Origin of the sequence: Methylocaldum sp. RMAD-M, assembly GCF_017832375.1 — a bacterium.
Taxonomy (GTDB): Bacteria; Pseudomonadota; Gammaproteobacteria; order Methylococcales; family Methylococcaceae; genus Methylocaldum.
Genome location: NZ_JAFIBZ010000017.1, coordinates 13,700 through 38,433, shown reverse-complemented (window position 1 = coordinate 38,433; position 24,734 = coordinate 13,700). Strand labels below are relative to the sequence as shown.

The window sequence follows — 24,734 nt, the reverse complement described above, 5'->3', positions numbered from 1 at the left end:
TCGGTACCCGCGTCGCCGCTGATCGGCCGGCGCGTGTTCGACTCGCGTCGAGAATCCAAGCTATCGCACGAGCAGGTGAAACCGCCTACATTCGGGATATCGCCCTTCAGCGCTCCTCGAGCCTGAATTTCATCGTGAGCGTGGCGCGCTGGGCCACGGCGCGGCCTTCGCTGAAGGCGGGCTTGAAGCGCCACCGCCGGATCGCCTTGAGCGCGGCCTCGTCGAATACCCGCTCGGGGCTGGCCGCCACCACCCTCGCCGCGCTCACCGTACCCGAAGGGCTGACGTCGATCTCGATCCGCACCCAACCCTCGATTTTTTGCGCGCGGGCTCGGGGCGGATATTCCGGCAATACACGGGAGAGTACGACCAGATCCCCGGCGCCGGAACCACCTTCGCCGGTCGAGCCATTCCCCTCTCCGGTCGGCTTCTTTTCCGGATTCCATTGCCCAGGGGGTGCCGTAAGGCGTGAGTCGGAGCCCGACACAGGGCTAAGCGGGGCGCCCGTGCCCTGTTCGGGAATATCCAGCCGAGGGGCCGGTACGCCCGGCGCAGGGGCCGGCGCTTTCCGAGGCTTGGGGGCGCCGGTACGGCCGGACCCGCGCGCCGGCGCTTTGCCGGAAGGCTTGGCGGGACCGGATGGCGGGCGCCCGGTCGACGGCCGGGACTCCGGCGCGACCTCGGTCATCGGCTTGGGCGCGGGCGGCGGAACCGGTTTCGACTCCTCGGTCTTCGGAATGATGCGAATGAAATCGACCGGCTGCGGATTGGGCGTCGATATCAGCCTGGTCTCACGGTGACTGATCAGGGCGCCTATCAATAACAGCAAGGCCAGATTAATGACCGCCGCCGCGGCGAAGGCTCCGGCCAGGACCCATCTCGAGCGGCTCGAGATCCCGGCAAGGGAGGTTTTCATGGCGTGTCTGGAGCCGTACTGGCCGCGACCGAAATGTTGACGAAACCGGCGAGGCGCAGCTGATCCATCACTTTGACCAGCAAGCCGGTGCTGGTATGGGCGTCTGCCAGAATGATGGCGGCTTGGGCCGGATTGGCGAGGCCCAGTTGTTCGAGCCGGGCGCGCAACAGGCGTATGTCGATGGAAGCATCGTGCAGCCAGATTTGTTCGTCGGCGGTGATGGTGATGATCACCGCCGCATTCTGCTGCGGCACCGCCGTTGCGGCCTTGGGACGCTGAACCGCCACCGCCGACTCGCGGATAAAGGAGGTCGTCACCAGAAAAAAGATCAGCAGGATGAACACCATATCGATGAGCGGCGTCAGGTTGATCGCATCGGCGCTTTCGTCGCCGCCGTCGGTGCGGCGCGTGAACAGGCTGCGTTTTCTCATGGCTGCCGCAAACGGTCGGCATAGCGGCGCTCGAAGGCCCTAGCGCGGCGGTTGAGGTTGTAGCCGACCCCTACGCCGAAAAGTCCCATCACCAGGCCCGCCAGCGTCGTGATCAGCGCCTGGGAGACGCCTCGCGCGACGATGCGCGTTTCCGCACTGCCGAATACGCGGATCAGGTCGAAGGTTTCGATGATGCCGGTCACCGTGCCCAAGAGGCCCAACATCGGCAGAATGCCGGAAAGGGTCTTGATCAGGCGCAGATGGCGGCGCAGGGCAATTTTCATCTCGATCACCGCGGCGGGGGAACGCACAAGCGGCACACGTCGCTCCAAGAACCTGGGCAATGTGCGGAGAAAGAACCAGTAGCGCTCCAAGACCAAGGTCCACAGCAGCAGGGAGACGGCCAGCAACGGCCACATCACCGGGCCGCCCAAATCCATCAGATCTTCGACGTGCTGCTCGGATTTATGAAGAAAGCTCAAGAAAGTTTCGAACACCCGGCTGCCCATCGTGCCTCCTCTTCGTGGGCGAATTAGACCCTGTTCTTCGGCGGAATGTCCCCATCCGCCGGGGCATTCCGCCGTTCGAGGCGAGCCGCGAGCGCAGCCGAGGCATGCGCATCGAGCAAGGCGGCGAGGGTCTGGCTCTTCCCCAGCAGCAGGCTGTGCAACAGCAGGATCGGAATGGCGGTAACCAGCCCCTCCACGGTAGTGACCAAGGCCTCCGAAATCCCGCCCGACATCAATTTCGGGTCGCCCGAGCCATGCAGGGCGATCGCCTGGAAGGTCTTGATCATGCCGGTCACCGTGCCGAGCAAGCCCAGCATCGGCGCAATGGCGGCCACCAATTTCAGGAAAGGCAGAGCCCGCTCCAAGTGTGCCTGTTCGCCGGTCAATGCCTCTTCCACGGTCAGGTACAGGACCTCCTCCTCGTTCGTGTTCGCTTGTTCGAGCCGCGCGAGCACCCGACCCAGAGGGTTGTCGAGCCGGGGTCGCGACGACTGTAGCTGGTTTCGGATACGCTGCCCGATCCGCGTCAGCTCGACGAAGCGGTAGGCGGCAAGTGCATAGGCAACGCCCGCAAGCACCAGGATCAGGTAGCCGACGACGCCTCCCTGGGCTATGCGTTCGCGCAGAGTCGGAACCTGCACCAACAACTGCAAGGTTTGCCCAGCCGAGGGATCGATGGCCACCGGCGCCAGCGACGGCGCCTCCACGCGGGCATACTCCCGAGCCAAATCGAGGAGGTTCGGGGCCGGCTGCCTGGGCAGTTCGATCAAGCGGTCGACCTCGGGTGAATAAACCAGGTAACGTCCTTCGGAGAGGAAGCTGAATCCTCCCAGACGAAGCACTTCTTTCTCGGCTGCCTGCCCGCTCGGTGCGTAAACCGGAGCCCGGAAGCTTGCGATGCTGCCCAGGGCGTCGAGCTGGTTCTGCAAGCTGGCGAACAGCTGCGTCAGTTCGTGGGCGTTCGGCATATGGCGGCTATCGGCGAGCCGGTCGATCAGTTCCCGTTGGTGCGAAGGATCGCCCGCCAGAACCTGCTGCACATAATAGGGCTTGAGATTCGCGGCGCTCTCGCGGATGCTTAAGAACAATTCCTCCTTGGCCGCCAGCACCGTCGTCAGTTCAGCCTCCACTTCCGACGGCGGGGCCGGCTGTTCGGCTTTCGCCTCGAGTGCGGCCAGGGCGGACGGAAGAAAAACCCCGAACACCGCACAGGCGGCCGCAATTCCCAGGACGCGGAGCACGCAAAGCGGCCTCACGGTGACTTGGGCCCCGGCAGCGGCAGCACCATCAGGTGCGGGGGTTCCAGCTTGCGCGCCGTGCGTAGCCCGCGGGCGATGGCTTCGTTCTCCTCGCCGGACAGTCGCTGCCAGCGCCGCAGGTCGTTGCGCCAGATGCCCGATTCGTGCCCATCCAGGGTCTGGTAGTAGAGCGCCAGGCGACCGATGCTTAGGAAATCCACCAGGCGTTCGTCGTTCCCCGTCCGGAGCACAGCCCGGTAAGCTTCGACGCTCCTCGCGTAGTCGAGCTCGACCCGGTAGGCTTCCTGAACGCGCCGATATTTCTCAGCCGCGGACGCGGCAGGATCGCGGATCAGTTTTTCCAGCCTATCGAGCCGATCGCGGCGTTCTTCGAGCAGGAAAGGAGGGCCATTTTCGATCCCTTGCTTCAATGCGGAAACAGCGTCGGACAAGATGCCGTTCAATCGCTGGTCGAGCTCGGAAAGCGTCTGAAGCTTCGCTTCCGCCGCGTCCAGCGATGCCGACGGCTCGGACGAACTCGCCCCTGGCCCGTTAATGGGCTGAGATGGCGCCGCCAAGGCCAAGGACGGAGCGACGGCCATCAGGCAGACGGCGAAAACGAATTGCGCACTTCGGCGAAGAAACACCTTGGGTCGGACCGATGTCCAGGATTGTATTGGCCGCAGGATATCACAGGCTTTTCATCAGCAAGCAACGGGAAAACTTCCCGACCGGAGCGTTGGGACATTTCTCTTGCCGCAAACTTCCGATGTGAATGCTACGCCGTCTCGCGGTCATGGATCGGTTCCTAATCGGTAGTCTTCGGGAAACCATGCTTCCCGAACTTGAGCGCGCTATTTACTCGGTAACGGAAACCGTTGCTCGACGCCGCACCAGCAGAAGCAAGAGTGCTCCCGGCAAGGCCGTCAATAGATGCAGGGCACCGAAGATCAGGGATACGGCGAGGCTTTGCTCGGGCGTCAATCCGGCGGGAGCGAGCAAGAACACCGCGGCCGCCTCCCGCTTGCCCCAGTCGGAAACCAGCCCCGGCAGCGAACTGACGCCCAGCAATAACAGCGGCCCGAGCATGAGCACGGTCAGAGCGTCGCCGGAAATGCCGAGCCCGACGGCCGCCAAGGCGAAATTCGCGGCCAGCAGTAGCTGGATCAGCACGGACAACCCGTAGTGTCGAGGCGAGCGCAGCGGATTGCAAATGGCGAGCACGACGCCGGCATGCAGCCGCGCCATCGGCCAGAATCTTCGGAAGACGAGCACGGCGACGCTCACCGCAGCGATCAGGATGAGGGCGAACAAGCCGATCTGAAATCCGGGAAATTCGCTGTACAACCCAAGGTAAACCGGCGTCAATCCAAGCACCATGAGCAGCAGGACGATCTTGCCGGAGAACCGGTCTATGACCTGGCCGATAATGAGCTGCCAGGTTTCGGCGCTGCCCCGCATCAATTGAAACCGCGCGAGTTCGCCGACCACCAGCGGCGGTCCGCACTCGCTGACGCTTTGGCTGATCCAGAGGACACGGATGAAGTCCTTGAAAGGCGCACAGATTCCCAAGGCACGGCTGATATACCACCAGCGCAGCGCAAACACGGCTATCGAGAGCAGGAAGATTCCGACGATCGCGACACCCATGGCGGGATCGAAGCGGCTGAGTTGAGTTATCAGCGCGGAGCGGTCTATCTTGGCGAAAATGAAGGTCAAGACCGCCAGCATCATGATAAAGCGCACGCTCCGGCGATTGAGCCACGCCCCCGATTTCAGGAGAACTTGTTTCACTACTTTGATGCCTTATTTATATGGAGATCATCGTCGGCTCGGGCGCCGTGAAATCGAACCCCGCGCGTAGTCTTAGAGCATCTTTCATCGGTTTTTTCGTCATCGTTCTCGCACTGGGATTGCCCGGCTGCTCCGGCGATTCGCCGGAAGCCATGTTCGAGAATTACCTCGACCGCCTCGCGAACGTGACCGAGGTCGACATCGACGAAGCTATTGCACCGCCCGCCGTGCCGCCTTATCCGCGGCTACGGGACATCGTGCTCCCGATCGATGATATCCGAATCGGCGTCATCACTTATCTCGAAATGACCCGATGCGGGCTGGTCGGCGAAATCAGCGCGCGGAACAGCTCTCTCGGACGAGTACAGCGGGAAAGCGGCCGCTTCCTTTACGAGCTGAATCTGTTTCGGAAACTCTCCGAGTGCGAAGCGAGACTTGGAGGACCGGGCGAAGACTCGGAATTCGGCCGCAAGATAGAGTCCCTCCGGCAAGCGAAAGCCGACAATTTACCCAAGGCATTCTGGAACGCGACCTTCGCGGCCAAGGAATTCCGCGTCTTCATGGATACGGCAACCGCCCCGCTTCTGCGGAGCGAAAAGATTTCCGTGGCCCGCTTCGAAAGGCCGATTCGGTATCTCGCTTCGCTGGGCGCGAAACTCGAGGAAGCGCCTTCGATACCTCCAAGCGAATTCGAACAGCACTATTTCGAACTTCAAACCGATAAGACCGGCGGCAAAATCGTACGCGCCCTGAGCCTTAGCGGGTTTTATCTGGACCGGGTCGGGCTGCTTCTGGAACAAACCGCATCGACCGGGCGAATGTGTCCCATGGGCAAAAAAACCCGGCGGGCCGAGTATCTGTTCAATGTATTCGTCAAGTTTTACGCCGGCGAAGTGCAATCCTACATCAGCCGGCTTCATCAAACCGCATCGCCATTGATCGAAAGCGTGAGGCATTTGAAAGAAAGCCAAAGGGCCGAAATCCCGCCAGCATTCGACAGCTATTACGCCGCGACGCTCGACCCGGCAACCGAGCAAGGCCTGTGGCATCGCTTCAACGCCGCACTGCAACGCCACACCCGCGCCTGGCAGGCAGTATTGAAACCCTGCGGAATGATGCCGGGGGGACCCGCGGCTTAAGCAAGTAGGTCAGATTTCGTACTTGCCCGAATTCTGCGACGGGACGACTGATGCCATTTCATGGGAGTCGAAGGAAGCGAACATATCCCGCGCGGAATGACATGTCGGAAAAGACGGATAAAATTGTTCTGACGAGGGCGACGCGGAACGGCAACCGCTCCTCGGCATTACCAAGATCCGGCGTTTATTTGATACAACAAGGAAAACCCATGAGCACTCTGACACTCGATATCGCCAATGCCATTATCGACGGCGCATTCAGAAAAGCGCGGGACTTAGGATTGGCACCGCTGGCAGTGGCCGTTTTGGACGAAGGCGGTCACTTGAAGACGATGCAGCGGCAGGACGGCGCATCTTTCATGCGAGGTTCCATCGCCTTGGCCAAAGCCTGGGGAGCCATAGGGATGGGCGTATCCTCGCGCGAATTGGGTAAAATGGCGAAAGAACGTCCCCATTTCATGACGGCCTTGACCGAAGTGGCGGATGGCCGGCTCATGCCGGTGCCAGGCGGTGTGCTGATCCGCTCGGCGGACAATCGGATCGTTGGCGCGGTCGGAATCAGCGGCGACTTGTCCGATCTCGACGAAAGTTGCGCGATTGCGGGAATCGATGCCGTCGGCCTAATCCCGGATTATGGGAAGAAATAACGATATACTGGCGTTTGCGTTCCCGGTCCGGCTGTGGCGTGGCCGGCGGGGCGGTCTCGGCTTGTTCGGCACAAGCCGGGCTCCGTCGGTGCAGCGGCATTTTCCGGACAGAACGACCGAACCCGGCACACACAACTTATTCGGTATCGACTCGGCAATATTGGTGTTTATACTGTTTGCCTTTTTTACCGCGAAACCCCAAAAAACCTGTAGTGAAGAACCTCGTCAAGACTCGAATTCCGACCGGCTACGGCGAATTCACCCTTTATCTTTACACCGAGCACGGCAAGGACCACCTTGCCTTGGTGAAATCGGACGTAAACGGTGAGAGCGGCGTCCCCGTCCGGGTCCATTCGGAATGCCTGACCGGCGACGTCTTCGGCTCTCGGCGCTGCGACTGCGGGGATCAGCTCAAACACACCCTTCAATATCTCGGACGCTCCCGCTGCGGCGTACTGCTTTATCTGCGTCAGGAAGGACGCGGCATAGGCCTCCGCAAAAAGCTGGAAGCCTATAATCTCCAGGACCGCGGCCTCGACACGGTGGAGGCCAATATCAGCCTCGGCCATCAGCCTGACGAACGGAATTACGGCGTCGCCGCGCTGATGCTCAAGGATTTGGGCGTTCGCTCGATCCGGCTCATCACCAACAACCCCCGTAAAGTCGACGAACTCACCGAATACGGGATCGAGGTCGAGGCGCGCATTCCCATCGAGGTCGGCCATCATGACGACAATGCCGGCTATCTGCGTTCCAAGGCCGAAAAGCTGGCCCATTTGCTGACATTCCGGGAAAGCACGCCGTTCCACCGCGAATTCGCATTCATCGAGCCGTTGATAGACCAGCTGTCGCTGGCCCATGCCCCGGCGGAAAGCGGCCCTTTCGTCACCCTGACCTATGCCCAAAGCGTCGACGGCAGCATCGCCGTCGACAGCCAGGTTCCCTATGCCCTGAGTTCGAGGCAGTCGCTGACGCTCACCCATTTCCTGAGAGCGCACCACGACGCGCTGCTGGTCGGGGTCAACACCATCCTCAGCGACGATCCCCAGCTCAACGTCCGTTACTATGAAGGCGAAGATCCGCAGCCGGTCATTCTCGACAGCAACCTGCGGACGCCGCCGGACTGCCGCGTTCTGAAGCAGTCGAAAAAGCCGCCCGTCATCGTGACCACCGGCGAATCGGACCCGGCCAAGCGCGAGGCGCTGCTCTCGGCCGGCGCGAAAATTCTCGTGGTGGGAGCAAGCGAGGACGGCTGCGTCGACTTGAAAGAAACCCTGACGAAACTGCGCCAAATCGGTATCCGCACCCTCATGGTCGAGGGGGGATCGAAGATCATCGGCACCTTTCTCAAACATCATTTAGTGAACTACTGCGTGATTACAATAACACCAAAAATCATAGGCGGGCTCAAAGCCATCGACGATCTGTGCCGCTCCGGCGAGCAAGCCCCTTTAAGCATCACGGACTGCCAGTACCATGTCCTGGGTTCCGACATCATCGCCTTCGGCCCGGTCGGATACGTCTGATGCGAGTACAAGCCGTTTGTCATGTAGCCCCCAAATCGGTGGCGGTGCAGGAAATCGATCTGCCCGCCCCACGGACCGGAGAATTACTGATCAAAGCCCTGTGCTCGGCCATCAGCCCTGGCACCGAATCCCTGATCTTCCGGGGCGAGGTGCCCGAGGATCTGCCTCGGGACACGAGCATCGGCAGTCTGCAAGGAAACTTCAGCTATCCGTTCCGGTACGGTTATGCCCTGGTCGGGGAAGTCGCCGCCGTGGGAGCGGACGAAGACCGGGACTGGCTGGGCCGCCGGGTCTTCGCCTACCACCCCCACCAAAACTACGCCGTCGTCGATAAGAAGGATTGCCTGGTCCTGCCGGAGGGCGTTCCGGCGGAGCGCGCACTGTTTCTCGCCAATATGGAATCGGCGCTGAATCTGGTGTTCGATGCGGCGCCGCTGCCCGGAGAGCGGATCATGGTTTTCGGGCAGGGCATCGTCGGACTGCTCACCACCGCCGTCCTCGGCCGATTTCCGCTCGGAGAACTGATCACGGCCGATCCTCTCGCGTTCCGCCGACAAAAATCCACCGAGATGGGCGCGGCCCTGGCCATCAACCCGGCCGTCAAACGCGAAGTCGCGGCGCTTAAAGAGTGTCTTTTCTACGACGGCGCCGACGGGCTGGATGCCGCCATCGAAGTCTCGGGAAATCAGACCGCTCTGAACCAGGCCATCGAACTGACCGGTTTCGCCGGCCGTATCGTGATCGGTTCATGGTACGGCCAAAGCGAGGCGCCGCTCGATCTCGGCGGCCATTTTCACCGGCGGCGCATCCGGTTGGTTTCGAGCCAGGTGAGCACGATCGACCCGCGCCTTTGCGGACGTTGGAGCAAGAAGCGGCGGCTCGACCTCGCCTGGGAGTGGCTGGCCGAAATCCGCGCGGAACGTTTGATCACCCATCATTTTGCGCCCAGTGCCTGCCAGGAAGCCTTCGAGCTGGTCGACAGCAAGCGGGCTGGGGTGTTGCAGCCGATTTTCGAGTACACCTGACGATCCGAGGAACCGCGATGTACCAGCTAGCCATCACCCGCGACTTCATCGCCCGCCATTTCCTGATCGGCGGAGACTGGGGCGCCGAGAATCATGAGCACAGCCACCACTACAAGGCGGAAGTACTGATCGAGGGCGAACAGCTCGACCGACACGGCTATCTGATCGACATCGTGGATCTGGAGCAGGCGACCATGGCGCTGATCGGAGAGTTCAAGGACCGCGTACTCAACGATCTCGAACCTTTTCGCGGCCTCAACCCCAGCCTCGAACGCTTTGCCCGCATCTTCTGGGAACGGCTCAGAGATCGGGTGACGCTGCACGGCGTAAAGATGACGATCAAGCTTTGGGAGAACGACCGGGACTGGGCGGCCTTCGGCGGGACGCTTTAACTCCGGCGGCTGTGGACATTCCTTTCCACGACTATCTCGAAGCCAAGTTCGCGCTGGACGAGCGCAGCCTGAACCGCGAGGTCCAAACCGAGTTTGCTCGGTGGCTATCGGGCAAACCGCGCTTGACCTGCCTCGACCTCGGCACCGGTACCGGTGCTTCCGTGCTGCGGCTTCTGAAGCTGGCCCCCGAAACCGATTTGCACATCACCGCCGTGGATCGGGACGGGACCCTTTTGTACACCGCCCGAGAAAGAACGGCTGATCTGCTCCGGCAGAAAGGCTTGTATGTCTCGGTGGAACCGGCCGGCATCCGCGCCCGGCAAGACGGCCGTGAAATCGCCGTGGATTTCGTCTGCAGCGACTTACGACACTTCGAACCGAATGAAGCTCCCGGCTCTTATGACGCGGTCATTGCCCACGCGGTGATGGATCTTCTGCCGCTCCGGACCATGACCGGACGGATCGCGCGCTGGCTGCGGCCCAGGGGGATCTTTTACGGCACCATCAATTACGACGGCGAAACCGCGCTGTTTCCGGTCTACGCCGATGCAGAGTTCGAAAATCGCATCCTTGCCGTGTACGACGCTTCCATGGAGAAGCGCCGGGTATGGGACGAAAACAGCGGCGGCGCCCGCTCCGGAAGACGGCTGCACCGCGTCCTCGGCGAAACCGGCTTCGAACCGATCGCCTACGGCAGCTCCGACTGGAACATCACCCCGCTCCGCCGCATTTATCGCAACCGCGATGCCGTTTGCCTGGCCGCCCTGCTGAACATGATCCGGGACGAAGCCCTAAGATCGGGACAATTCTCCACGGATTCGCTCGACCGATGGTACCGGGAACGCTCCGAGCGATTGACGGCCGGAGAACTCGGCTTGATCATTCATCAGATCGATCTGTTGGCGGAGAAGGTTTGATCTTCGGTATTCGGCGGGTTACGCGGGGGTGCCCGCTAACCCGCCCTACGAGCCTATGGATTCCGAATTAGAATTAGCTCGTTACTTCGCGCCCGGATGACGCGGGCCGCCGTGGTGCTTCCATTTGTGAGCGCGCTCGCCGAACGGGGTCAGCTCATCGAAGACTTTGCGCTGTTCCGGGGTCAGCGTGGCGTAGAAGGTCTTGGTCGCGGCCAGGGCTTCTTCGAGATAGGTCTGTTTTGCCTTATTGTGGGCGATCATTTTTTCCAGACGCTCCGGGGCCGGCAGGTTCTTCATGGCCTCGCGGTCGGGACGGGACTGTTTCTTCTTTTCCTTGATTTCCTTGATCTTGGCGGACCAGGTATTCCAGTCGGCTTCCTGCGCCGACGTAAGCTTCAATTCCTTGCGCAGCTCGGCCATCCGCTCCTCCATGAAGCGCTCCCGCCGCTCCGCCCGCGAACCGGCGGGACCTTGGCTGTAAGCGCCGGATTCAGGCTTGGCTTCTCCGGACTCGGCGATTGCGGCTACGGGGGTGAGCAGGGCAAGAGTGATCAAGAGTGCTTTAGGATAAGATTTCATGTGGATTCCTCCGGTTTTGTGAAACGTCGGCCGAAGCCGATTCTGTTTAGACCGCCGGGACCGTCCCGCCGTCTTCGGAATCTATTTCACACCGGCCATGTATCGGACATGTGTCCGGCAGGCGGTGATTTTGTATCATTTTTTATCGTCGGCAGCAGGCGATACAAAACGATACAAAAGCCCATGACTCACGCCGGCAACCGCGGTAAAAAGCCTCCATGGAAACCACAGAGCATATCCTCGTCGTCGACGACGACCGCGAAATTCGCCTACTGGTCGGCGACTATCTTAAACAGCACGGCTACCGCGTCAGTCTGGCCGCCGACGGCCGGCAGATGCGCGAAATATTGGAAAGCAGCGGAATCGACCTTATCGTCCTCGATCTGATGCTGCCCGGCCAGGACGGCTTGAGCCTGTGCCGCGACCTGCGCGCGCGTTCCGATCTTCCGGTACTGATGCTGACCGCCCGCGGCGAGCCTATCGACCGGGTGCTGGGGTTGGAAATGGGCGCCGACGACTATCTCGCCAAGCCCTTCGAACCGCGCGAACTCCTGGCCCGCATCCGCAATATCCTGCGCCGCGCCCGTTCGCTGCCGAACAGGGGTGTTTCGGACTCGGCGCATCGCTGGCGATTCGCCGGCTGGACCCTGGATGGGCAGACGCGCCAACTCACCTCTCCCCAGGGCGTGGTAGTCGCGCTATCCGGAGCCGAATACCGCTTGCTGGAGGTATTTCTCACCCATCCCAACCGGGTGCTCACCCGCGATCAGCTCATGGATCTGATCCGCGGCCGAGAGGCTGATCCCTTCGATCGCTCCATCGACCTCCGGGTCAGCCGGCTGCGCCAGAAGCTGGGTGATAACGCACGGGCGCCAAACCTGATCAAAACACAGCGGAACGAGGGCTATGTACTGGCCGCCGTGGTGGAGCAGGAATCATGAGGACACCTCGAAAAACCTACTGCGCGTCCCGATTGCTGCGTTGCGCGGTGCTCGGAATCCTCATGTACTCCGCGTACACTCCGGTTCCTGTGCTCCGGACGCCTTGCACTCGGGGCGCTCGCGACGGTTTTTCGAGGTGTCCATGAGCGTCTCCTTTCCGCCCCGCTCGCTTGCCGTCCGGCTGTTTCTTCTGCTGCTCGCCGGGGTGGTGATGGCGGTCTTCGTTACCGTGAGCCTGGCATTGCGGGAGCGCAGCCACATCGTGCACAGTTTTCGGGAACAAAGCGCGGCCGATCGCATCGCCGATATCCTGCACCTGCTCGCTGCCCTGCCGCCGGAACAGCGCCTCGCCGCAGTCCAGGCCCTGCCGTCCGGGCAATGGCGCATCGAACCTGCGGACGGAACGGCGGAGCCGACGCCACCTCTGCCGTTCAATCGCAACCGGTCATCCGGGGAAGGGGCATCCAGGCACTCCCTGGATGCCCGTTTGCGATTGGAGCACCCGGATGACCCTTCATTCGCCGCCGCTCTCAGCGAAGCAGCCGGACCATCGATTGCGGTGGAAGCAGCATGGCGAACCCGAAACTCTGACTGCCGGGACCAACCGGCCGATTGCCAGCCGTCCCGGACCGTCGGTGCACGGGTCCGGTTTGCCGACGGACAACGGGTTCTGATCGAAGCGCGCCGCGAACTCCCGCCGCCACGACAACCGAGGGCCGAGGGATTCGTCACGAGCCTTTCGATTTTGGCGGGTTTTTTGGCGATCGTGGCCTGGTTCGCCGTCCGCCTGGTCCTACAACCCTTGCGGCGCCTGGTTCACGCCACCGAGTCGTTCGGCCGCGATCCGGAACATTCCTCCATGGACGAATCGGGACCTGTCGAAGTCAGGCAAGCCGCCCGGACCTTCAACCGGATGCGGGAACGCTTGCGCTCCCATATCGAAGAGCGAACCCGCATCCTCGCCGCTATCACCCACGACTTGAAGACGCCGCTCACCCGATTGCGCCTGCGGCTGGAGCAGTGCCGGGACGAGCCGCTTCGCGCCCGGCTGGCGGAGGACGTGGCGGCCATGCAGGCGCTGGTCGACGAGGGGCTGGACCTGGCGCGCAGCCTGGACTCGGGGCCGCCGCAGCAAACGATCGATCTCGGAGCCCTGCTGCAAAGCCTCTGCGACGATACCGTCGATGCCGGCGGCAAGGCCCGTTTCGAAGGACCGGACGGCGCGCTGATCTCGGGCCGGCCGGAAGCCCTGCGACGCAGTTTTCTCAACCTGATCGACAACGCGGTGAAATACGGTGGGGAAGCCGATGTGAGTCTGGAGCGCTCCGGCGATGACTGGCTGATAAGGGTGCGGGACTCCGGCCCCGGCATCCCGGAAGAGTATTTGGGCGAAGTGATGCAGCCGTTTTTCCGCCTGGAAACCTCGCGCTCGCGGGAAACCGGCGGCACCGGCCTGGGTCTGCCGATCGCCGCCAACCTGCTCGGCGCCCAGGGCGGAACGCTGAGCCTCCACAACCGCCCGCAAGGCGGCCTCGAAGCGCGGGTGCGCTTGCCGGTGTTTCGAAACCGGCCAAGGACTTGACCCATTTGTCGGCAAGGGATTGCCGACCTACGACTTCGTAGGGCGGGTTAGGCGCACATCGGTACGGCGCGGCCGTTGATCGCTGCGCTAAGCGTGCACCGTAACCCGCCGAAACGCGCGGTGCCTTGCCGTTCGCTTCGGCGGGTTACGGTGCACGCCAGACTCATTGAGCTACGAGAGGGTCGTGGGGGCGCACCTAACCCGCCCTACCAATCACTTTTTTGCCCGGAAAATGCAATAGCGGACCATCTTGTCGCGGAACACCTTGTACTGGGCGAGCGCGACCTTGAAATTCGCGGTCTGTGCCTTGCTGCGGAGTCCCAGCCATTGCATGGTCAACTGCATCGGATAGGTCCACAGGGCAGTCAGGTACATTCTGCGGGACGAGGGCATGGTTTCGGCCGTGGCCTCGGTGATGTGCACGTCGCGGAAGCCGCATTCCTCCATGCCGGCCTGGAACTCCTCGACGCTGGCGAGGTTCGGCACGGCCCACCCGTTCAGGCAATCCATGACCGCCTGCCATTCCTCTTCGTTGAATTCCCGGCGCGTGGCATAGCCGTCGCAGGCGATCAGCGTGCCGCCCTTGCGCAGCAGGCGGTAGGCTTCCCGGAAGAAATCCCGCTTGTCGGTCGCATAGCAACTGCTTTCGACCGCCCAAACCACGTCGAAGGATTCGTCCGGGAACGGCGTCTTGCAGAAATCCGCCTGCTGAAAATCAACTTTATCGGACACCCCGTGGCGCTCGGCGTTCCGCTTGGCGTGCTCGACCTGCCGGGCACTGACCGTGACGCCGGTGGCGCGGCAGCCGATATGCTTCGCCAGCCAGATCGAGCTGCCGCCGATGCCGCAGCCCGCATCCAGGACATGGTCTTCCGGCTTGATGCCGGCGATTTCGGCGAGTATGCGATTCTTGTTCAGCAAGGCCTGGCTGTGGGTCTTGGTATTCTCGTCCCAATAACCGTAATGCAAGGCCAGGTTCTCGTTGTCGAACCACGCCGTCCGGTAATCCCAATAACAGTCGTCGTAATGCTTCGCGGTGTCTACGCGAATGTCTTCCTCGGAAAACTCGGCGCCGTGGCGCAGGCTATCGTTGCGGTAATCTTTGTTCGGTTCGAGATAGTACGACATCGGTCTTTTATAGTTGTCAGTCAAAAACGGAAAATCGGTTCGGATGTCCGGCACGTTCGGTTGGCGCGCCGGCCGGGAAGCGGGCGTAATGATAACCCGAAGGATACGGATCAGCCGCGTCTTGCCGCACGGCAATAGAGTCCGCCGCGAAAGGACGGGACGCGCAACAGACGTCCGACGCCGTCCAGCAGCGTCAGAATCCGGGCAAGATAGGGCGGCATGTCGCCGCGCGGGATGAAGGTCCAGGAGCCGATGCGCTCGACCTCGAATCCGGCGGTTTCCAATAAATCGGTCAATTTTTTCTTCCCGAGAAAACGGTCCGTGCTCAGATGCTTGGTGCTGAGCCTCAGCCAAGGCGCAATTCGGGTGTACCAGACATATTCCGCGTTCGGCGTGAGACAGACGAAGACGCCGCCCGGCTTTAGAACGCGGCAAGCCTCGCGTAGCGCCTGCCGCTGATCGAGCATGTGCTCCAAGGCGCCGACGCACAGCACCGCATCCGCTTCGGCATCACCCACCGAGCTCAAGCTTTCGGCGGGCGCCACGCTCAGACGGATGCGCTCGCCATGCGGGTGTCCAAGACGAAGATGCTCTGCCTGCTCGATCATGCTGGGCGAAAGATCGGTGCCGTGCACGCGCTCGAATCGGGCGGCCAGGGGAAAAAGATGCATCCCGGTGCCGCAGCCGATTTCGACCAGTGAACCGTGACCGGCGCGTTCCAGCAGGCGATCTATTATGCCGAGCCGGTAGCGCAAAAGCTTTTCCGCCTTGCCGTGGCAATCGCGGTAAACCGGCGCCAGACGGTCGAAAAACGCCCGAACGTCGTCCAAGCCTTTTATCGGCGTAGTGCGAAGACTCATGGCATCATGCCGGGCGTTGCGGCCGATAGAGCTGAAACAGGGAGTACAGAAACGAGGCGCATAGCGCGAACGTCGCCGCCACGGCGAAACCCGTACAGTGGAGCTCGACCGGCAGCAGGCACAGAACGAATACGACGATGGCGATCACCGAGACGGAGCGGGTGAACCAGTTGCCCGCCGCGACGCGCCGGGGCGGCCCCGCCAGTTTGACGAACAGCACGAACAGATAGCGCAACAAGCCGGGAAACAGAATCCAAATGCCGACATGGCCGCGGTTATAAAGAAGCAGGCATAGAGTTAGAAAAAAGAACGCATCCACTTCCTTGTCGAAGCAATCGCCGAAGGCCGAGGTCAGGCCGCGGCGTCTCGCCAGCCAGCCGTCCCAGTGGTCGGCGTATAAAATGGTCAGGGCGAAGGACGCTAGAAACCAGCCGTTCGATAGCGGAAAAAGCAGCAGAAAGAGCGTTGCCATCAAACGGATCAAGGTAATCGCGTTAGCCGCCCCGAACGCCCCGGAAGGCGTCCATTCCCGCCGGAACTGATGGATCAGGGCAAGAAAAGATGCAGCGGCCATCGCTGCGAGAAACTCCGGCGGGGACTTAAACCACAGACCTCCGATCGCGAGCCCCATCAGCATCGCATGGCGTTCGCTCCATTCGACCAATCGGGATTCAAGAGATAGCTTATGACTCATTCTGGTTATTTCGGTTGATACGATGAGACTCGTGTTCATTCATCCGCCGCTCGATGCCTGCCCTTCCGGCGGCAATGTCTTCAACCGCCAAATCATCCGCCAGGCGCGAGAAACAAGCTTTCCGCTCGAAGCCGCGGAAGTCCCGCCGGACGGCGCGACTCCCTATTTGCCGCGCAACGCGATTATTCTATGGGACAGCCTGCTTCTGGAAGACTTGTCGAATTATCCGCTAGAGCAATTTCCGATTCGGTGTCAGAGCGCCCGACAGGTAGGTCGGCAATCCCTTGCCGACTTATCGGCTCGGCAAAGGACTTCGTCGGAAGGGGCGTCCTGGCGCTCCCAGGACGGCCGTTTGCGATTGGGAAGGGATTGCCGACCTACGTTCTTCCCGCCCGACACGAAGCCGTACACCGGGATGAAAAACGCTCTAGCCGGGGATGAAGCAGTGCACGGGCTCTTGGTGCATTATGTCCCCTTTCTGAACCCGCTGCTCGACGCGGACCGGCGGAAAGAAGAGGAAGATCGGTTCGAGCGGGCGGCGGAGCGCGTCCGGTTCTTCATCGCGACCGGATTATCGATTCGATGCCGCCTCGAACGGCGCTACCCCGGTAAGCCGGCTTTCCTATGCGAACCCGGAGTCGATGCCGCGTTTCTTGCCGCGAGACAAGCATCGGGCAAGCGGTCAACGGACCAGCCGGTTCAAATCGCGACCGTCGCCAACCTGCTTCCCGCAAAAGGGCTGACTGAACTGCTCGAAATCCTGGCCGGACTCAGATATTGCGACTGGGCTTGGCACGTTGCGGGCTACGACCGAATCGACCCGAACTATGCCGGGCGCTTCCGCTCACGCATCGCGGATCTCGGACTGCAAACCCGGATTTTCCTTCACGGCGTTCTGGATACGCCGGAACTGGCGCGGTTTCTCGGCGGAATGGATGTTTTCGCCTTCGCCAGCCGATTCGAAGCGTACGGCATGGCTTTGGCGGAAGCGGCGGCCGTTGGCCTGCCCATCGTGACCACGGAGGTCGGCGAAGCATCGCGCATCGTGCGGCACGGAGAGACCGGCTTCGTTGTACCCCTCGCGGACCGCGAGGCTTTTCGGAATAGCCTGGAGCGACTGCTGTCGGACCGCGACTTGCGACGCCGTTACCGCTCACGGCTGCTGCGGAATACGCCTCGCGGCTGGGAGGCCGCTTTCGCGGATTTCAGGAATGCCGTCCAGGCCGTTTGCACCATGATCGCCGGGTAGAACAATCCCCAGCAAAGCAAAACCTCACAGCCCCAGCGCACGCAACAGCTGATCCGCCTGCTGAAAGCTTGCCAGATGAAATTCGGCCAAATCGGCGCCCGGCAGACTTTCGCTTGGACGTCCTCGGGTAAAGAGCACCGTCCTGGCCCCGGCACGGATACCGGCTTCGATGTCGAAACGGTAATCGCCGATCACCGCGACTTGCGCGGGGACAACACCCCAAGTCGCGCAAATATGGCGGATAGCCCAGGGATCGGGTTTTATCGGACCGTCATCCCGCGTCATCACCAGTTCGAAATCCAATCGGCAGCGGGTCAGAGTCGCATCGGCGACTTCCCGGCTATTACGGGTAAACACGGCTTGGCGAACACCCAATCCGCGCAAACGATCCAAGAAACAACGCACACCGGGCAGCACTACGGCACGCGCCGCGCCGGCCGCCTCGTGGCGGAGGAGGATGGCCCGGCATCGAATGGCCTCCGCTTCGGCCAGGTCTTCCATGGCCTCCAGCAGCGGAACGCCGTCCGGCAGCCCCATTTCGCGGCGCATCGCGGCGAAATCGAGACCGGAATCGACCAGGGTTCCGTCCATGTCGAAAATGACCCCGGCAACGGGACCGGAATGAGGCTCGCGCCGCGGCTTTACCCGTTGACGCTCAGTGCTGCCTGACATCGGTGCCGACCCGCGCTGCCGCCATTTCGAATTCCAACAGCCCCAGCAATTTGGCGTAGCGGTCCTCCACGCTGACTGCCTCCACCAATGCCTGGCGCTCGGCCACTTCAAACGGCAACTGGCTGATCAGGACATTCACCAAAACGGGGAAAGACATCTGCTCCATGACCGTCCAATCGGTGCTCAGGCTCTTACGCTGAAAATAGTCCTTGAGCAGCTCCATGAGCTTTCCCCGGTCGCACGAAATGGCATCCGACAATGCGTAATCGACACGAAATCGATCCCAGTCCGGGATGACGCGACGATAATCCCGGGTGGTTGGTATTTCTTCGCGGATATCGAAACGACAGACGCCGGTCATCACGATCAGCAGGCGGCCGTCCAGGGTTTCGCTGAACGAGGTGATGCGTCCCGCGGTGCCGGTTCGGTATACCCCTGGCTGATTCTCGTCCTTCGAGGCCGGATCGGGCTGCACCATGCCGATCATCCGGTCGGTACCCAGGCAATCGAAAACCATGTTGAGGTAGCGCGGCTCGAATATATTCAGCGGCAACTGAGCCCCCGGCATGACGATGGCGTTGCGCAGCGGGAAAATCGGCAGCGTGGCCGGCAAGCGCTCGAAGGGTAAAGTGAAGGGGTTTGTCGCCATAGGGTGTTTTCGATGTTCTCGAATCCTGTCGTCTGTGTTCGGAATTTAGACACTTCCGCTAAGCTCCGGATATAACATGCGTATTCCTGATATTTCACAACATTATCCACAAACCGCTCCACAGCTTTTGTGGAAATCGCGGAGCTAGAGCATTTTCCGGTTTGATTTAGCGCCCCAGCATACGGTAGGTCGGCAATCCCTTGCCGACGCGCTGGGTTGGCAAGGGGCTTTGTCGGAAGGGTCGCGACTAAAGCGACCGTTTGCGATTGGGAAGGGATTGCCGACCTACGAATTTCCCGATCATCACCGCCAAACTAACGCTCTAAAACCAGGCCCTTATACCCGCCACCGCCCTTACGCTGTGCTTGTGCTCTCTGAGCGACTGCTCCTCGACGTAATCGAAGCCGATATAAGGCGCGAATTCCCGCACGATTTCGTAGCGCAGCCTGAGTCCCGCTTCGAATTCGGTGATGCCGGCCTTTACGCCGCGGTTCTCGATGTCGTCCGCGGACACGTTGATTTCGATGCGCGGCTGGGCGATGAGGCGTTGGGTTAGTAAAAGCTCGTAGGCCAGCTTGAAGCGGCCGAGCACATTGCCGTTCTCGCTGATGAACATCGCCGCCTCGGTCTCGAAAAAATAAGGCGCGAGCCCCTGGATGCCGATGACGCCGTCGAAGGTGCGTTCCGGCTCGAACGCGCGGCGGACGCCGATCTGGGCGTCCCAGAAGGTAGCGATGTTGCGGCTGTAGAGCAACTGAAGGTCGGCCCGCCCGAAAATGTCCTGTTCGAAGACGTAATCGCCCTCGCTTTTCACCCACAGTTTGTTGTAGTCGCTGCCGGTCCAGCCTTCGATGTCCCATTTGAAGAGGTGAATGTCCCCGTTCCCCTCGTACTCGAACCGTTCGAACCTGAGATAGTTGTAGATCGCATCGTCCATCTGAGCGGTCGCACGGCCGCTCCCGAACATCATCAAAATGGCCGCGGCACAAACCGGAACGGAACGCCGGACACGGTGGTGTTCGAGACTCGGAATCACCTTCTCAAGCTCCCTTTTTCGCAGCTGTATCGGGAGGCTCCACGATGATCTTTCGAAACATCCCGGTTTCCATGTGATACACCAGATGGCAATGAAACGCCCACTCGCCCGGCGCGTCGACCGGCACGTCGACGTGCACGGTCTCGCCCGGCTTGACGTTTACGACGTGTTTGCGCGGATTGAACGGCCCCTTGCCGTTATCCAGGTCCTGCCACATGCCGTGCAGATGCAGAGGGTGGTTCATCATGGTCTCGTTAATGTAGGTAAAGCGCACCCGTTCGCCGTACTTGAGGCGAATCGGCTCGGCCTCGGAGTACTTCTGGCCGTTGATGGACCAAATGTAGCGGTTCATGGTACCGGTGAGGCGCAGAACGATTTCCCGGTCGGGCTCGCGCCAGTCCGCATGCTTCTCCGCGCTCTTGAGATCGGCATACGATAGCACCCGATGGCCCGTGCCGGCGCGTTCTTCGACATGCTCCGCCATGGCATGGCCTTCGTGACCGGCGTGTGAAGACATGGCGTGATTCATCTCCGGCATCGCGGCATGATCCATGCCCGCCATATCGTGACCTTCATGCCCGTTCGTCCGATGTTCCTTTTCCGGCGTATGCTTCATGGCCGCGTGCGGCCCGCCGGCCGCAGAACCGTGCTCCATGCCGTGGGCCGCCGCCATCTCGGCCAAAGTCACCAAGGGTCGTGGCCGTAGCGCCGGAACCTCCGCCCTCATGCCGCGCCGGGGAGCCAGGGTCGCTCTCGCATAACCGCTGCGGTCCATGGCTTCCGCGAAAACGGTGTAAGCCTTCGCTTCGCGGGGCTCGACCAGCACATCATAGGTCTCCGCGACGGCGATACGGAATTCGTCCACCTCGACCGGCTCGACGTTTTGCCCGTCCGCCTGGATGACCCGCATCCTGAGTCCCGGTATTCTCACGTCGAAATGGGTCATCGCCGCGGCGTTGACGAAACGGAGCCGGATGCGCTCGCCCGGCTTGAACAGAGCCGTCCAGTTGGCTTCGGGACCTTGGCCGTTGACGAGGAAGGTGTAGGTATAGCCGGTGACGTCGGCGATGTCGGTAGGGTCCATCCGCATCTCGCCCCAGGCCAGCCGGTCGGCCATGGTTTCCTTGACGCCCTTGCCGGACAGATCCCGGAAGAAATCGAACACGGTGCGCTTCTGGAAGTTGTAGTAGTCGCTCTGCTTCTTCAGCTTCGAAAGCACGCGGTGCGGGTTCTCGTCGGACCAGTCGGACAGCATCACCGTATACTCGCGGTCGTAAGCGTGAGCTTCGCCCTTCGCGGGCTCTATGACGATCGCGCCCATCAACCCAAGTTGCTCCTGCATCGCCGAATGGCCGTGATACCAGTAGGTCCCGCTCTGGCTCAGCCTGAAGCGGTAGCTAAAGGTTTCGCCGGGCGGAATCCCGGGAAAGCTGATGCCGGGCACGCCGTCCATGTCGTAAGGCAGCACGATGCCGTGCCAGTGGATAGAAGTCGGCTCGTCCAATCGGTTGGTCACGCGCAAGGCGACTTCCTCGCCTTCCCGCCAGCGCAGCGTGGGCGCCGGCAATGAGCCGTTGGCCGCGATGGCGGTCCGTTCCCGTCCGGTCAGATTCACCGCTTTCTTGTCTATGACCAGCTCATAGCTTCCGGCCTGGACCGGCGGCGCCGACAGAACCGCGAACCAGAAGGCCGCGATTCGGCATTGCCGGATAATGGCATTTACGGTTTGCACGGATTTTCGCCTCTAAGTGTTCTCGGGAATTTCAACGCTTCGGGATTTGGCCGCCAACAGCATCGCGTTCAACTCGAAAAAGCTTTCAATGTAGAGCAGGTTAGGCACGCATCGTACGTAACCAGCAAAGTTTCTTCGGCATCTCCGGCGGATACGGCATGGTTCGTGGCAGTGCGCGCCTCCCACCCTATATCGGAAAACGGAATCGGAACCATGTTTTCGGCCTATCTCTAACACTGCTTGACGGCGATGGCATACAAGGCACTCGCTTCGATACCGGAGACTTTGCCCTCGCGAAGTAGGCCCAGATTGCTTTCCCTGACCAACGCCTGCTCTTCGAGCGAGAGCAGATCGATCGTGCCCCGGTAGCCGCATCCGCGCGCGATGGTCCACCAATCGTCGGGCGACTTTAGCGGATGAGAGTAGTTTTCGGTATGTATCTCGGCTTCGCGGATACCGCCTTCGGCGAGCATGGCGCGCAGCCCGATGGAATCGTCGATCCGGTCCCAGGGATTGAATCCCTTGTAGAGATCCGGCCGGACAGAGCGCACGGTATCCCAGAATAGACTATCGGCCGGCTCGAAAAAGTCCCGTCCCCAGGTGGTTATCGCCAATTTGCCGCCCGGACGAACCAGGCGCCACAACTCGCGCACCGCCTGCGCCATGTCCGGCACGAAAAAGATGCCGAACACGCACACCACCGCGTCGAAGCTGGCGGCCGGCAAACCGAGGTCGAGCATGTCGCCAGTCCGAAATTCAATATTGGTTAGTCCACGCTTGGCGGCCTTGGCCCTGGCGAGCGTCAACAGCCTTTCGGCCAAGTCGATGCCCAGAACGAAGCCGTCCGGCCCCACCCGCTCGGCAGCCGGCAGGGCCGAGGCGCCGCTGCCGGAGCAGAGGTCGAGCACCCGTGCTCCCGGCCGCAAACCCAGCCGGTCGATCGTTCGCCGTCCATGGTAATCCCAAAATCCCAGTTCCGGCGCATCGAATAGGTCGGCGGCGGCGTTATAGGCCGTGGCCGCCCGGTGTTTTGCCTCGTCAGGAGTGACCATGTTTGTTCCCCTAGTTTGGTTGAGCTTGTATTAGTACTAATGACACCGCTGCTTGAGATTGCGGCCCAAAAGCCAGTAGTTCACCGGCCATGCGGCGATGAACCCGGCCGGCAACGCCGCCAGATATCCCAGCCAGAACCGGAACGAGAGCATCGAGGCCGCTTGCACGCCGCCTAGATGATAATCGGTCAGATTCATCGCCAGCTCCATGACCGCGATGGACACGGTTTCGCCGATCCAGATCGTGCGGAACGCCCGAACCCAGCCGAAGCCTTGACGGACCAAGGGCCATAAGCCCAAGGTGTAGCCGCTGACGAAACCCAGAACCGTGGCAAGCATCATGGTGGTCCACGGATTCAACCCCAAGCTCACCCCGATGGCCAGCCCGACGAATTCGCCGATGGCGCAACCGCTCAGGCAATGAACGGTCGCGTGAGTCGCCAAATGCGTCGGCGAAGAGCGGCTGGCTCCATGATGGTGAGCGTGCGCCGTGGAAAAACTGGCACCGCCGTGAAGGGGTATGTGATGAATATCATGGCTCATGAGTCGCTCCTTATGATGTTGATGTCGTGGCATTGTCGCGCTTTGATTCGAGGGTATTGTCCCCGAGGACCGCTTCGATGATCGGGCATCCGCATACGGGACCGGCGCCGTCACAGGCATGGACGAGTTCGGCCAGGGTCCGGCGGACCCGGTCGAGTTCGGCGATCTTTTGCTCCAGTTCCGCGAGACGGCGCTCGGCAATCGCCCGAACCGCGCTGCGCTCGCCGACGCCGTCGTTTAGCGCCAGCAGTTCGGCGATTTCTTCCAGCGAAAACCCGAGCGCCTTGGCCCGGCGGATAAAGCGCAGCCGATCCACGTCGTCGGGCTGGTAAAGCCGGTAGCCGGCCGCCGTGCGCATCGTTTTTTTCAAAAGGCCGGCGCGCTCGTAAAAGCGAACCGTATCGATGCTGATCCCGGCCTGAGCCGCGGCTTTCCCGATAGTGAGCATGGAGCACCCTCCTCTTCTCAGTGCATGCGTCGATAGCGTAAACCCTGGACCCAAGTCCAGAGTCAAGCGTCCGTCGCGGTATTTACAAATATTCGGGGAGATTTGGCGGAACGGGATTTCGATTTCGTTTGGGCGCGGCTTTCGCCTTCGGAATTCCGCATGTCGGGCCGAGGCTATTCGAACTCCACCGGCGCCACAAAAGTCGAAATGTTTACGGATGAAGGAACGCGCAGCGGCCGGCGGACTCGAAGCGGAATACCGGTCAAGATCGATATCCGGCGAGACATGGCTTCAAGGAGGTTTATCCATGCGATTCAAGCGATTGGTGAGCACCGGAATGGTGCTGTTGGCAACCCTGATCCAGTTGCAGAATGCCTCGGCCGCCACCGAGGAAGAGGACTTCCTGGTCCGTAACGTCCAGGATCTGATCGACCTTTGCACCACGCCCCGGGACGATCCGCTGAACGTTGCCGCCGTGCACTTTTGTACCGGTTACCTGGTTGGCGCCTACCACTATCACGAGTCCATGCACTCCGGGCCCGACAGCCAACCCTTGGTGTGCCCTCCCGATCCGAAGCCGACCCGGCAGCAGGCGATCGCGGAATTCGTCTCCTGGGCGCAAGCTCACCCGGAATACAACAACGAGCGCCCGGTGGATGTGATGTTCCGATTCATGACCCAAAAATGGCCGTGTAAAAAAACGGCTCGATCCGGCATGACCGATTGATCCACAGACAAGCGAGGGCCGCGATGAAATCGCGAATTTTCTTGAGTCTTTTGGGCGCAGCCTTGTTATCGGGGTGCGCCGGCATGTCTCCCAGCGAGCAGCGGATGTTGAGCGGCACTACCGGTTCCGCGGCGGCAGGCGCGGCAATCGGCGCCATTGCCGGGAATGCGGGCCTGGGCGCGGCGATCGGCGCGGGCACAGGACTGGTGGGCAGCTATCTGTACGACCAGCACAAACAGGCCGAGGAGCGTGCCTACCGCCAGGGTTATCAGCAGGGGCGCCAGCAACCAGCCCCGACCGCGCCTTGA

Annotated in this window: 28 protein-coding genes; 11 read left to right on the top strand and 17 right to left on the bottom strand. The window is 61.3% G+C overall.

Going from position 1 to position 24,734, the window contains the following annotated elements; all coding sequences use genetic code 11:
• Nucleotides 1-106 precede the first annotated feature (106 nt).
• From JOD69_RS15885 to JOD69_RS15860, 6 genes are all read right to left on the bottom strand, one after another.
• Entirely contained in the window at nt 107-916 is an 810-nt protein-coding gene (locus tag JOD69_RS15885) for an energy transducer TonB (RefSeq protein WP_077730848.1), read from the bottom strand.
• A complete protein-coding gene (locus tag JOD69_RS15880) occupies nt 913-1,347 on the bottom strand; it encodes a biopolymer transporter ExbD (protein WP_077730847.1) in 435 nt (144 codons plus the stop codon). The genes JOD69_RS15885 and JOD69_RS15880 overlap by 4 nt, the downstream gene beginning before the upstream one ends.
• Nucleotides 1,344-1,856 carry a MotA/TolQ/ExbB proton channel family protein gene (locus tag JOD69_RS15875; protein ID WP_077730846.1) on the bottom strand — a complete coding sequence of 171 codons (513 nt, stop codon included), beginning with the start codon at nt 1,854-1,856 and terminating at the stop codon, nt 1,344-1,346. The genes JOD69_RS15880 and JOD69_RS15875 overlap by 4 nt, the downstream gene beginning before the upstream one ends.
• A gap of 23 nt (nt 1,857-1,879) precedes the next feature.
• Complete coding sequence (locus JOD69_RS15870) at nt 1,880-3,112, bottom strand: MotA/TolQ/ExbB proton channel family protein (protein ID WP_077730845.1); 1,233 nt, start codon at nt 3,110-3,112, stop codon at nt 1,880-1,882.
• Complete coding sequence (locus JOD69_RS15865; RefSeq protein WP_086133455.1) at nt 3,109-3,696, bottom strand: DUF3450 domain-containing protein; 588 nt, start codon at nt 3,694-3,696, stop codon at nt 3,109-3,111. The genes JOD69_RS15870 and JOD69_RS15865 overlap by 4 nt, the downstream gene beginning before the upstream one ends.
• 256 nt (nt 3,697-3,952) lie before the next feature.
• Nucleotides 3,953-4,888 (bottom strand): lysylphosphatidylglycerol synthase transmembrane domain-containing protein, encoded by a 936-nt coding sequence (locus JOD69_RS15860; protein ID WP_086133454.1) that lies wholly within the window; start codon nt 4,886-4,888, stop codon nt 3,953-3,955.
• 20 nt (nt 4,889-4,908) lie between these two features.
• Between JOD69_RS15860 and JOD69_RS15855 the strand changes: the two genes are divergently transcribed.
• The 6 genes from JOD69_RS15855 to JOD69_RS15830 all read left to right on the top strand — a co-directional run bounded on the left by JOD69_RS15855 (nt 4,909) and on the right by JOD69_RS15830 (nt 10,534).
• Complete coding sequence (locus JOD69_RS15855; RefSeq protein ID WP_086133453.1) at nt 4,909-6,027, top strand: DUF3080 family protein; 1,119 nt, start codon at nt 4,909-4,911, stop codon at nt 6,025-6,027.
• A gap of 209 nt (nt 6,028-6,236) precedes the next feature.
• Complete coding sequence (locus JOD69_RS15850; protein ID WP_077730841.1) at nt 6,237-6,674, top strand: heme-binding protein; 438 nt, start codon at nt 6,237-6,239, stop codon at nt 6,672-6,674.
• A 212-nt stretch (nt 6,675-6,886) separates the two neighbouring features.
• Nucleotides 6,887-8,200, top strand: a complete 1,314-nt coding sequence (ribA, locus tag JOD69_RS25250; protein WP_346425849.1) for a GTP cyclohydrolase II — start codon at nt 6,887-6,889, stop codon at nt 8,198-8,200.
• Nucleotides 8,200-9,225 carry a zinc-binding alcohol dehydrogenase gene (locus JOD69_RS15840; RefSeq protein ID WP_077730839.1) on the top strand — a complete coding sequence of 342 codons (1,026 nt, stop codon included), beginning with the start codon at nt 8,200-8,202 and terminating at the stop codon, nt 9,223-9,225. Before ribA ends, JOD69_RS15840 begins: the two co-directional genes overlap by 1 nt.
• Nucleotides 9,226-9,242: 17 nt before the next feature.
• Nucleotides 9,243-9,617 carry a 6-carboxytetrahydropterin synthase gene (locus tag JOD69_RS15835; RefSeq protein ID WP_077730838.1) on the top strand — a complete coding sequence of 125 codons (375 nt, stop codon included), beginning with the start codon at nt 9,243-9,245 and terminating at the stop codon, nt 9,615-9,617.
• Nucleotides 9,572-10,534, top strand: a complete 963-nt coding sequence (locus JOD69_RS15830; RefSeq protein ID WP_168183751.1) for a class I SAM-dependent methyltransferase — start codon at nt 9,572-9,574, stop codon at nt 10,532-10,534. The genes JOD69_RS15835 and JOD69_RS15830 overlap by 46 nt, the downstream gene beginning before the upstream one ends.
• Before the next feature lie 81 nt (nt 10,535-10,615).
• Here the strand turns inward: JOD69_RS15830 and JOD69_RS15825 are convergent, their stop codons facing one another.
• Nucleotides 10,616-11,113 (bottom strand): Spy/CpxP family protein refolding chaperone, encoded by a 498-nt coding sequence (locus JOD69_RS15825; protein WP_086133451.1) that lies wholly within the window; start codon nt 11,111-11,113, stop codon nt 10,616-10,618.
• A gap of 218 nt (nt 11,114-11,331) precedes the next feature.
• Between JOD69_RS15825 and JOD69_RS15820 the strand changes: the two genes are divergently transcribed.
• Complete coding sequence (locus JOD69_RS15820) at nt 11,332-12,054, top strand: response regulator transcription factor (RefSeq protein ID WP_077730835.1); 723 nt, start codon at nt 11,332-11,334, stop codon at nt 12,052-12,054.
• A gap of 142 nt (nt 12,055-12,196) precedes the next feature.
• Entirely contained in the window at nt 12,197-13,636 is a 1,440-nt protein-coding gene (locus JOD69_RS15815) for an ATP-binding protein (RefSeq protein ID WP_139841018.1), read from the top strand.
• Between the two features lie 213 nt (nt 13,637-13,849).
• Here the strand turns inward: JOD69_RS15815 and JOD69_RS15810 are convergent, their stop codons facing one another.
• The 3 genes from JOD69_RS15810 to JOD69_RS15800 all read right to left on the bottom strand — a co-directional run bounded on the left by JOD69_RS15810 (nt 13,850) and on the right by JOD69_RS15800 (nt 16,318).
• Complete coding sequence (locus JOD69_RS15810) at nt 13,850-14,764, bottom strand: methyltransferase domain-containing protein (protein ID WP_077730900.1); 915 nt, start codon at nt 14,762-14,764, stop codon at nt 13,850-13,852.
• Nucleotides 14,765-14,874: 110 nt separating this feature from the next.
• On the bottom strand, nt 14,875-15,624 hold the full coding sequence (locus JOD69_RS15805) for a class I SAM-dependent methyltransferase (RefSeq protein ID WP_086133449.1): 750 nt from the start codon (nt 15,622-15,624) through the stop codon (nt 14,875-14,877).
• 4 nt (nt 15,625-15,628) lie between these two features.
• Entirely contained in the window at nt 15,629-16,318 is a 690-nt protein-coding gene (locus JOD69_RS15800; protein ID WP_168183750.1) for a CDP-alcohol phosphatidyltransferase family protein, read from the bottom strand.
• Nucleotides 16,319-16,340: 22 nt separating this feature from the next.
• On the opposite strand from JOD69_RS15800, the gene JOD69_RS15795 reads away from it, so the two are divergent.
• Nucleotides 16,341-17,567: a glycosyltransferase family 4 protein gene (locus JOD69_RS15795; RefSeq protein ID WP_210024074.1), complete on the top strand. Its 1,227-nt coding sequence runs from the start codon at nt 16,341-16,343 to the stop codon at nt 17,565-17,567.
• A 24-nt stretch (nt 17,568-17,591) separates the two neighbouring features.
• Here the strand turns inward: JOD69_RS15795 and JOD69_RS15790 are convergent, their stop codons facing one another.
• The 7 genes from JOD69_RS15790 to JOD69_RS15760 form a co-directional block, all read right to left on the bottom strand.
• On the bottom strand, nt 17,592-18,239 hold the full coding sequence (locus JOD69_RS15790) for an HAD family hydrolase (protein ID WP_086133447.1): 648 nt from the start codon (nt 18,237-18,239) through the stop codon (nt 17,592-17,594).
• Complete coding sequence (locus JOD69_RS15785; protein ID WP_077730830.1) at nt 18,223-18,888, bottom strand: LON peptidase substrate-binding domain-containing protein; 666 nt, start codon at nt 18,886-18,888, stop codon at nt 18,223-18,225. Before JOD69_RS15785 ends, JOD69_RS15790 begins: the two co-directional genes overlap by 17 nt.
• A 322-nt stretch (nt 18,889-19,210) precedes the next feature.
• Entirely contained in the window at nt 19,211-19,924 is a 714-nt protein-coding gene (locus JOD69_RS15780) for a copper resistance protein B (protein WP_240502545.1), read from the bottom strand.
• Nucleotides 19,925-19,928: 4 nt separating this feature from the next.
• The gene (locus tag JOD69_RS15775; protein WP_205780976.1) at nt 19,929-21,656 is read right to left on the bottom strand and encodes a copper resistance system multicopper oxidase; all 1,728 of its coding nucleotides are present in this window, start codon (nt 21,654-21,656) and stop codon (nt 19,929-19,931) included.
• 230 nt (nt 21,657-21,886) lie between these two features.
• Nucleotides 21,887-22,708: a methyltransferase domain-containing protein gene (locus tag JOD69_RS15770; protein WP_086133446.1), complete on the bottom strand. Its 822-nt coding sequence runs from the start codon at nt 22,706-22,708 to the stop codon at nt 21,887-21,889.
• A 36-nt stretch (nt 22,709-22,744) separates the two neighbouring features.
• Entirely contained in the window at nt 22,745-23,251 is a 507-nt protein-coding gene (locus JOD69_RS15765) for a DUF4396 domain-containing protein (RefSeq protein ID WP_168175442.1), read from the bottom strand.
• A 10-nt stretch (nt 23,252-23,261) separates the two neighbouring features.
• Entirely contained in the window at nt 23,262-23,699 is a 438-nt protein-coding gene (locus JOD69_RS15760; RefSeq protein ID WP_086133445.1) for a MerR family DNA-binding protein, read from the bottom strand.
• A gap of 307 nt (nt 23,700-24,006) precedes the next feature.
• Here JOD69_RS15760 and JOD69_RS15755 point away from each other — a divergent pair, with 307 nt between their 5' ends.
• Nucleotides 24,007-24,426 carry a Rap1a/Tai family immunity protein gene (locus JOD69_RS15755; RefSeq protein ID WP_077730895.1) on the top strand — a complete coding sequence of 140 codons (420 nt, stop codon included), beginning with the start codon at nt 24,007-24,009 and terminating at the stop codon, nt 24,424-24,426.
• A 23-nt stretch (nt 24,427-24,449) separates the two neighbouring features.
• Entirely contained in the window at nt 24,450-24,734 is a 285-nt protein-coding gene (locus JOD69_RS15750; RefSeq protein WP_077730826.1) for a glycine zipper family protein, read from the top strand.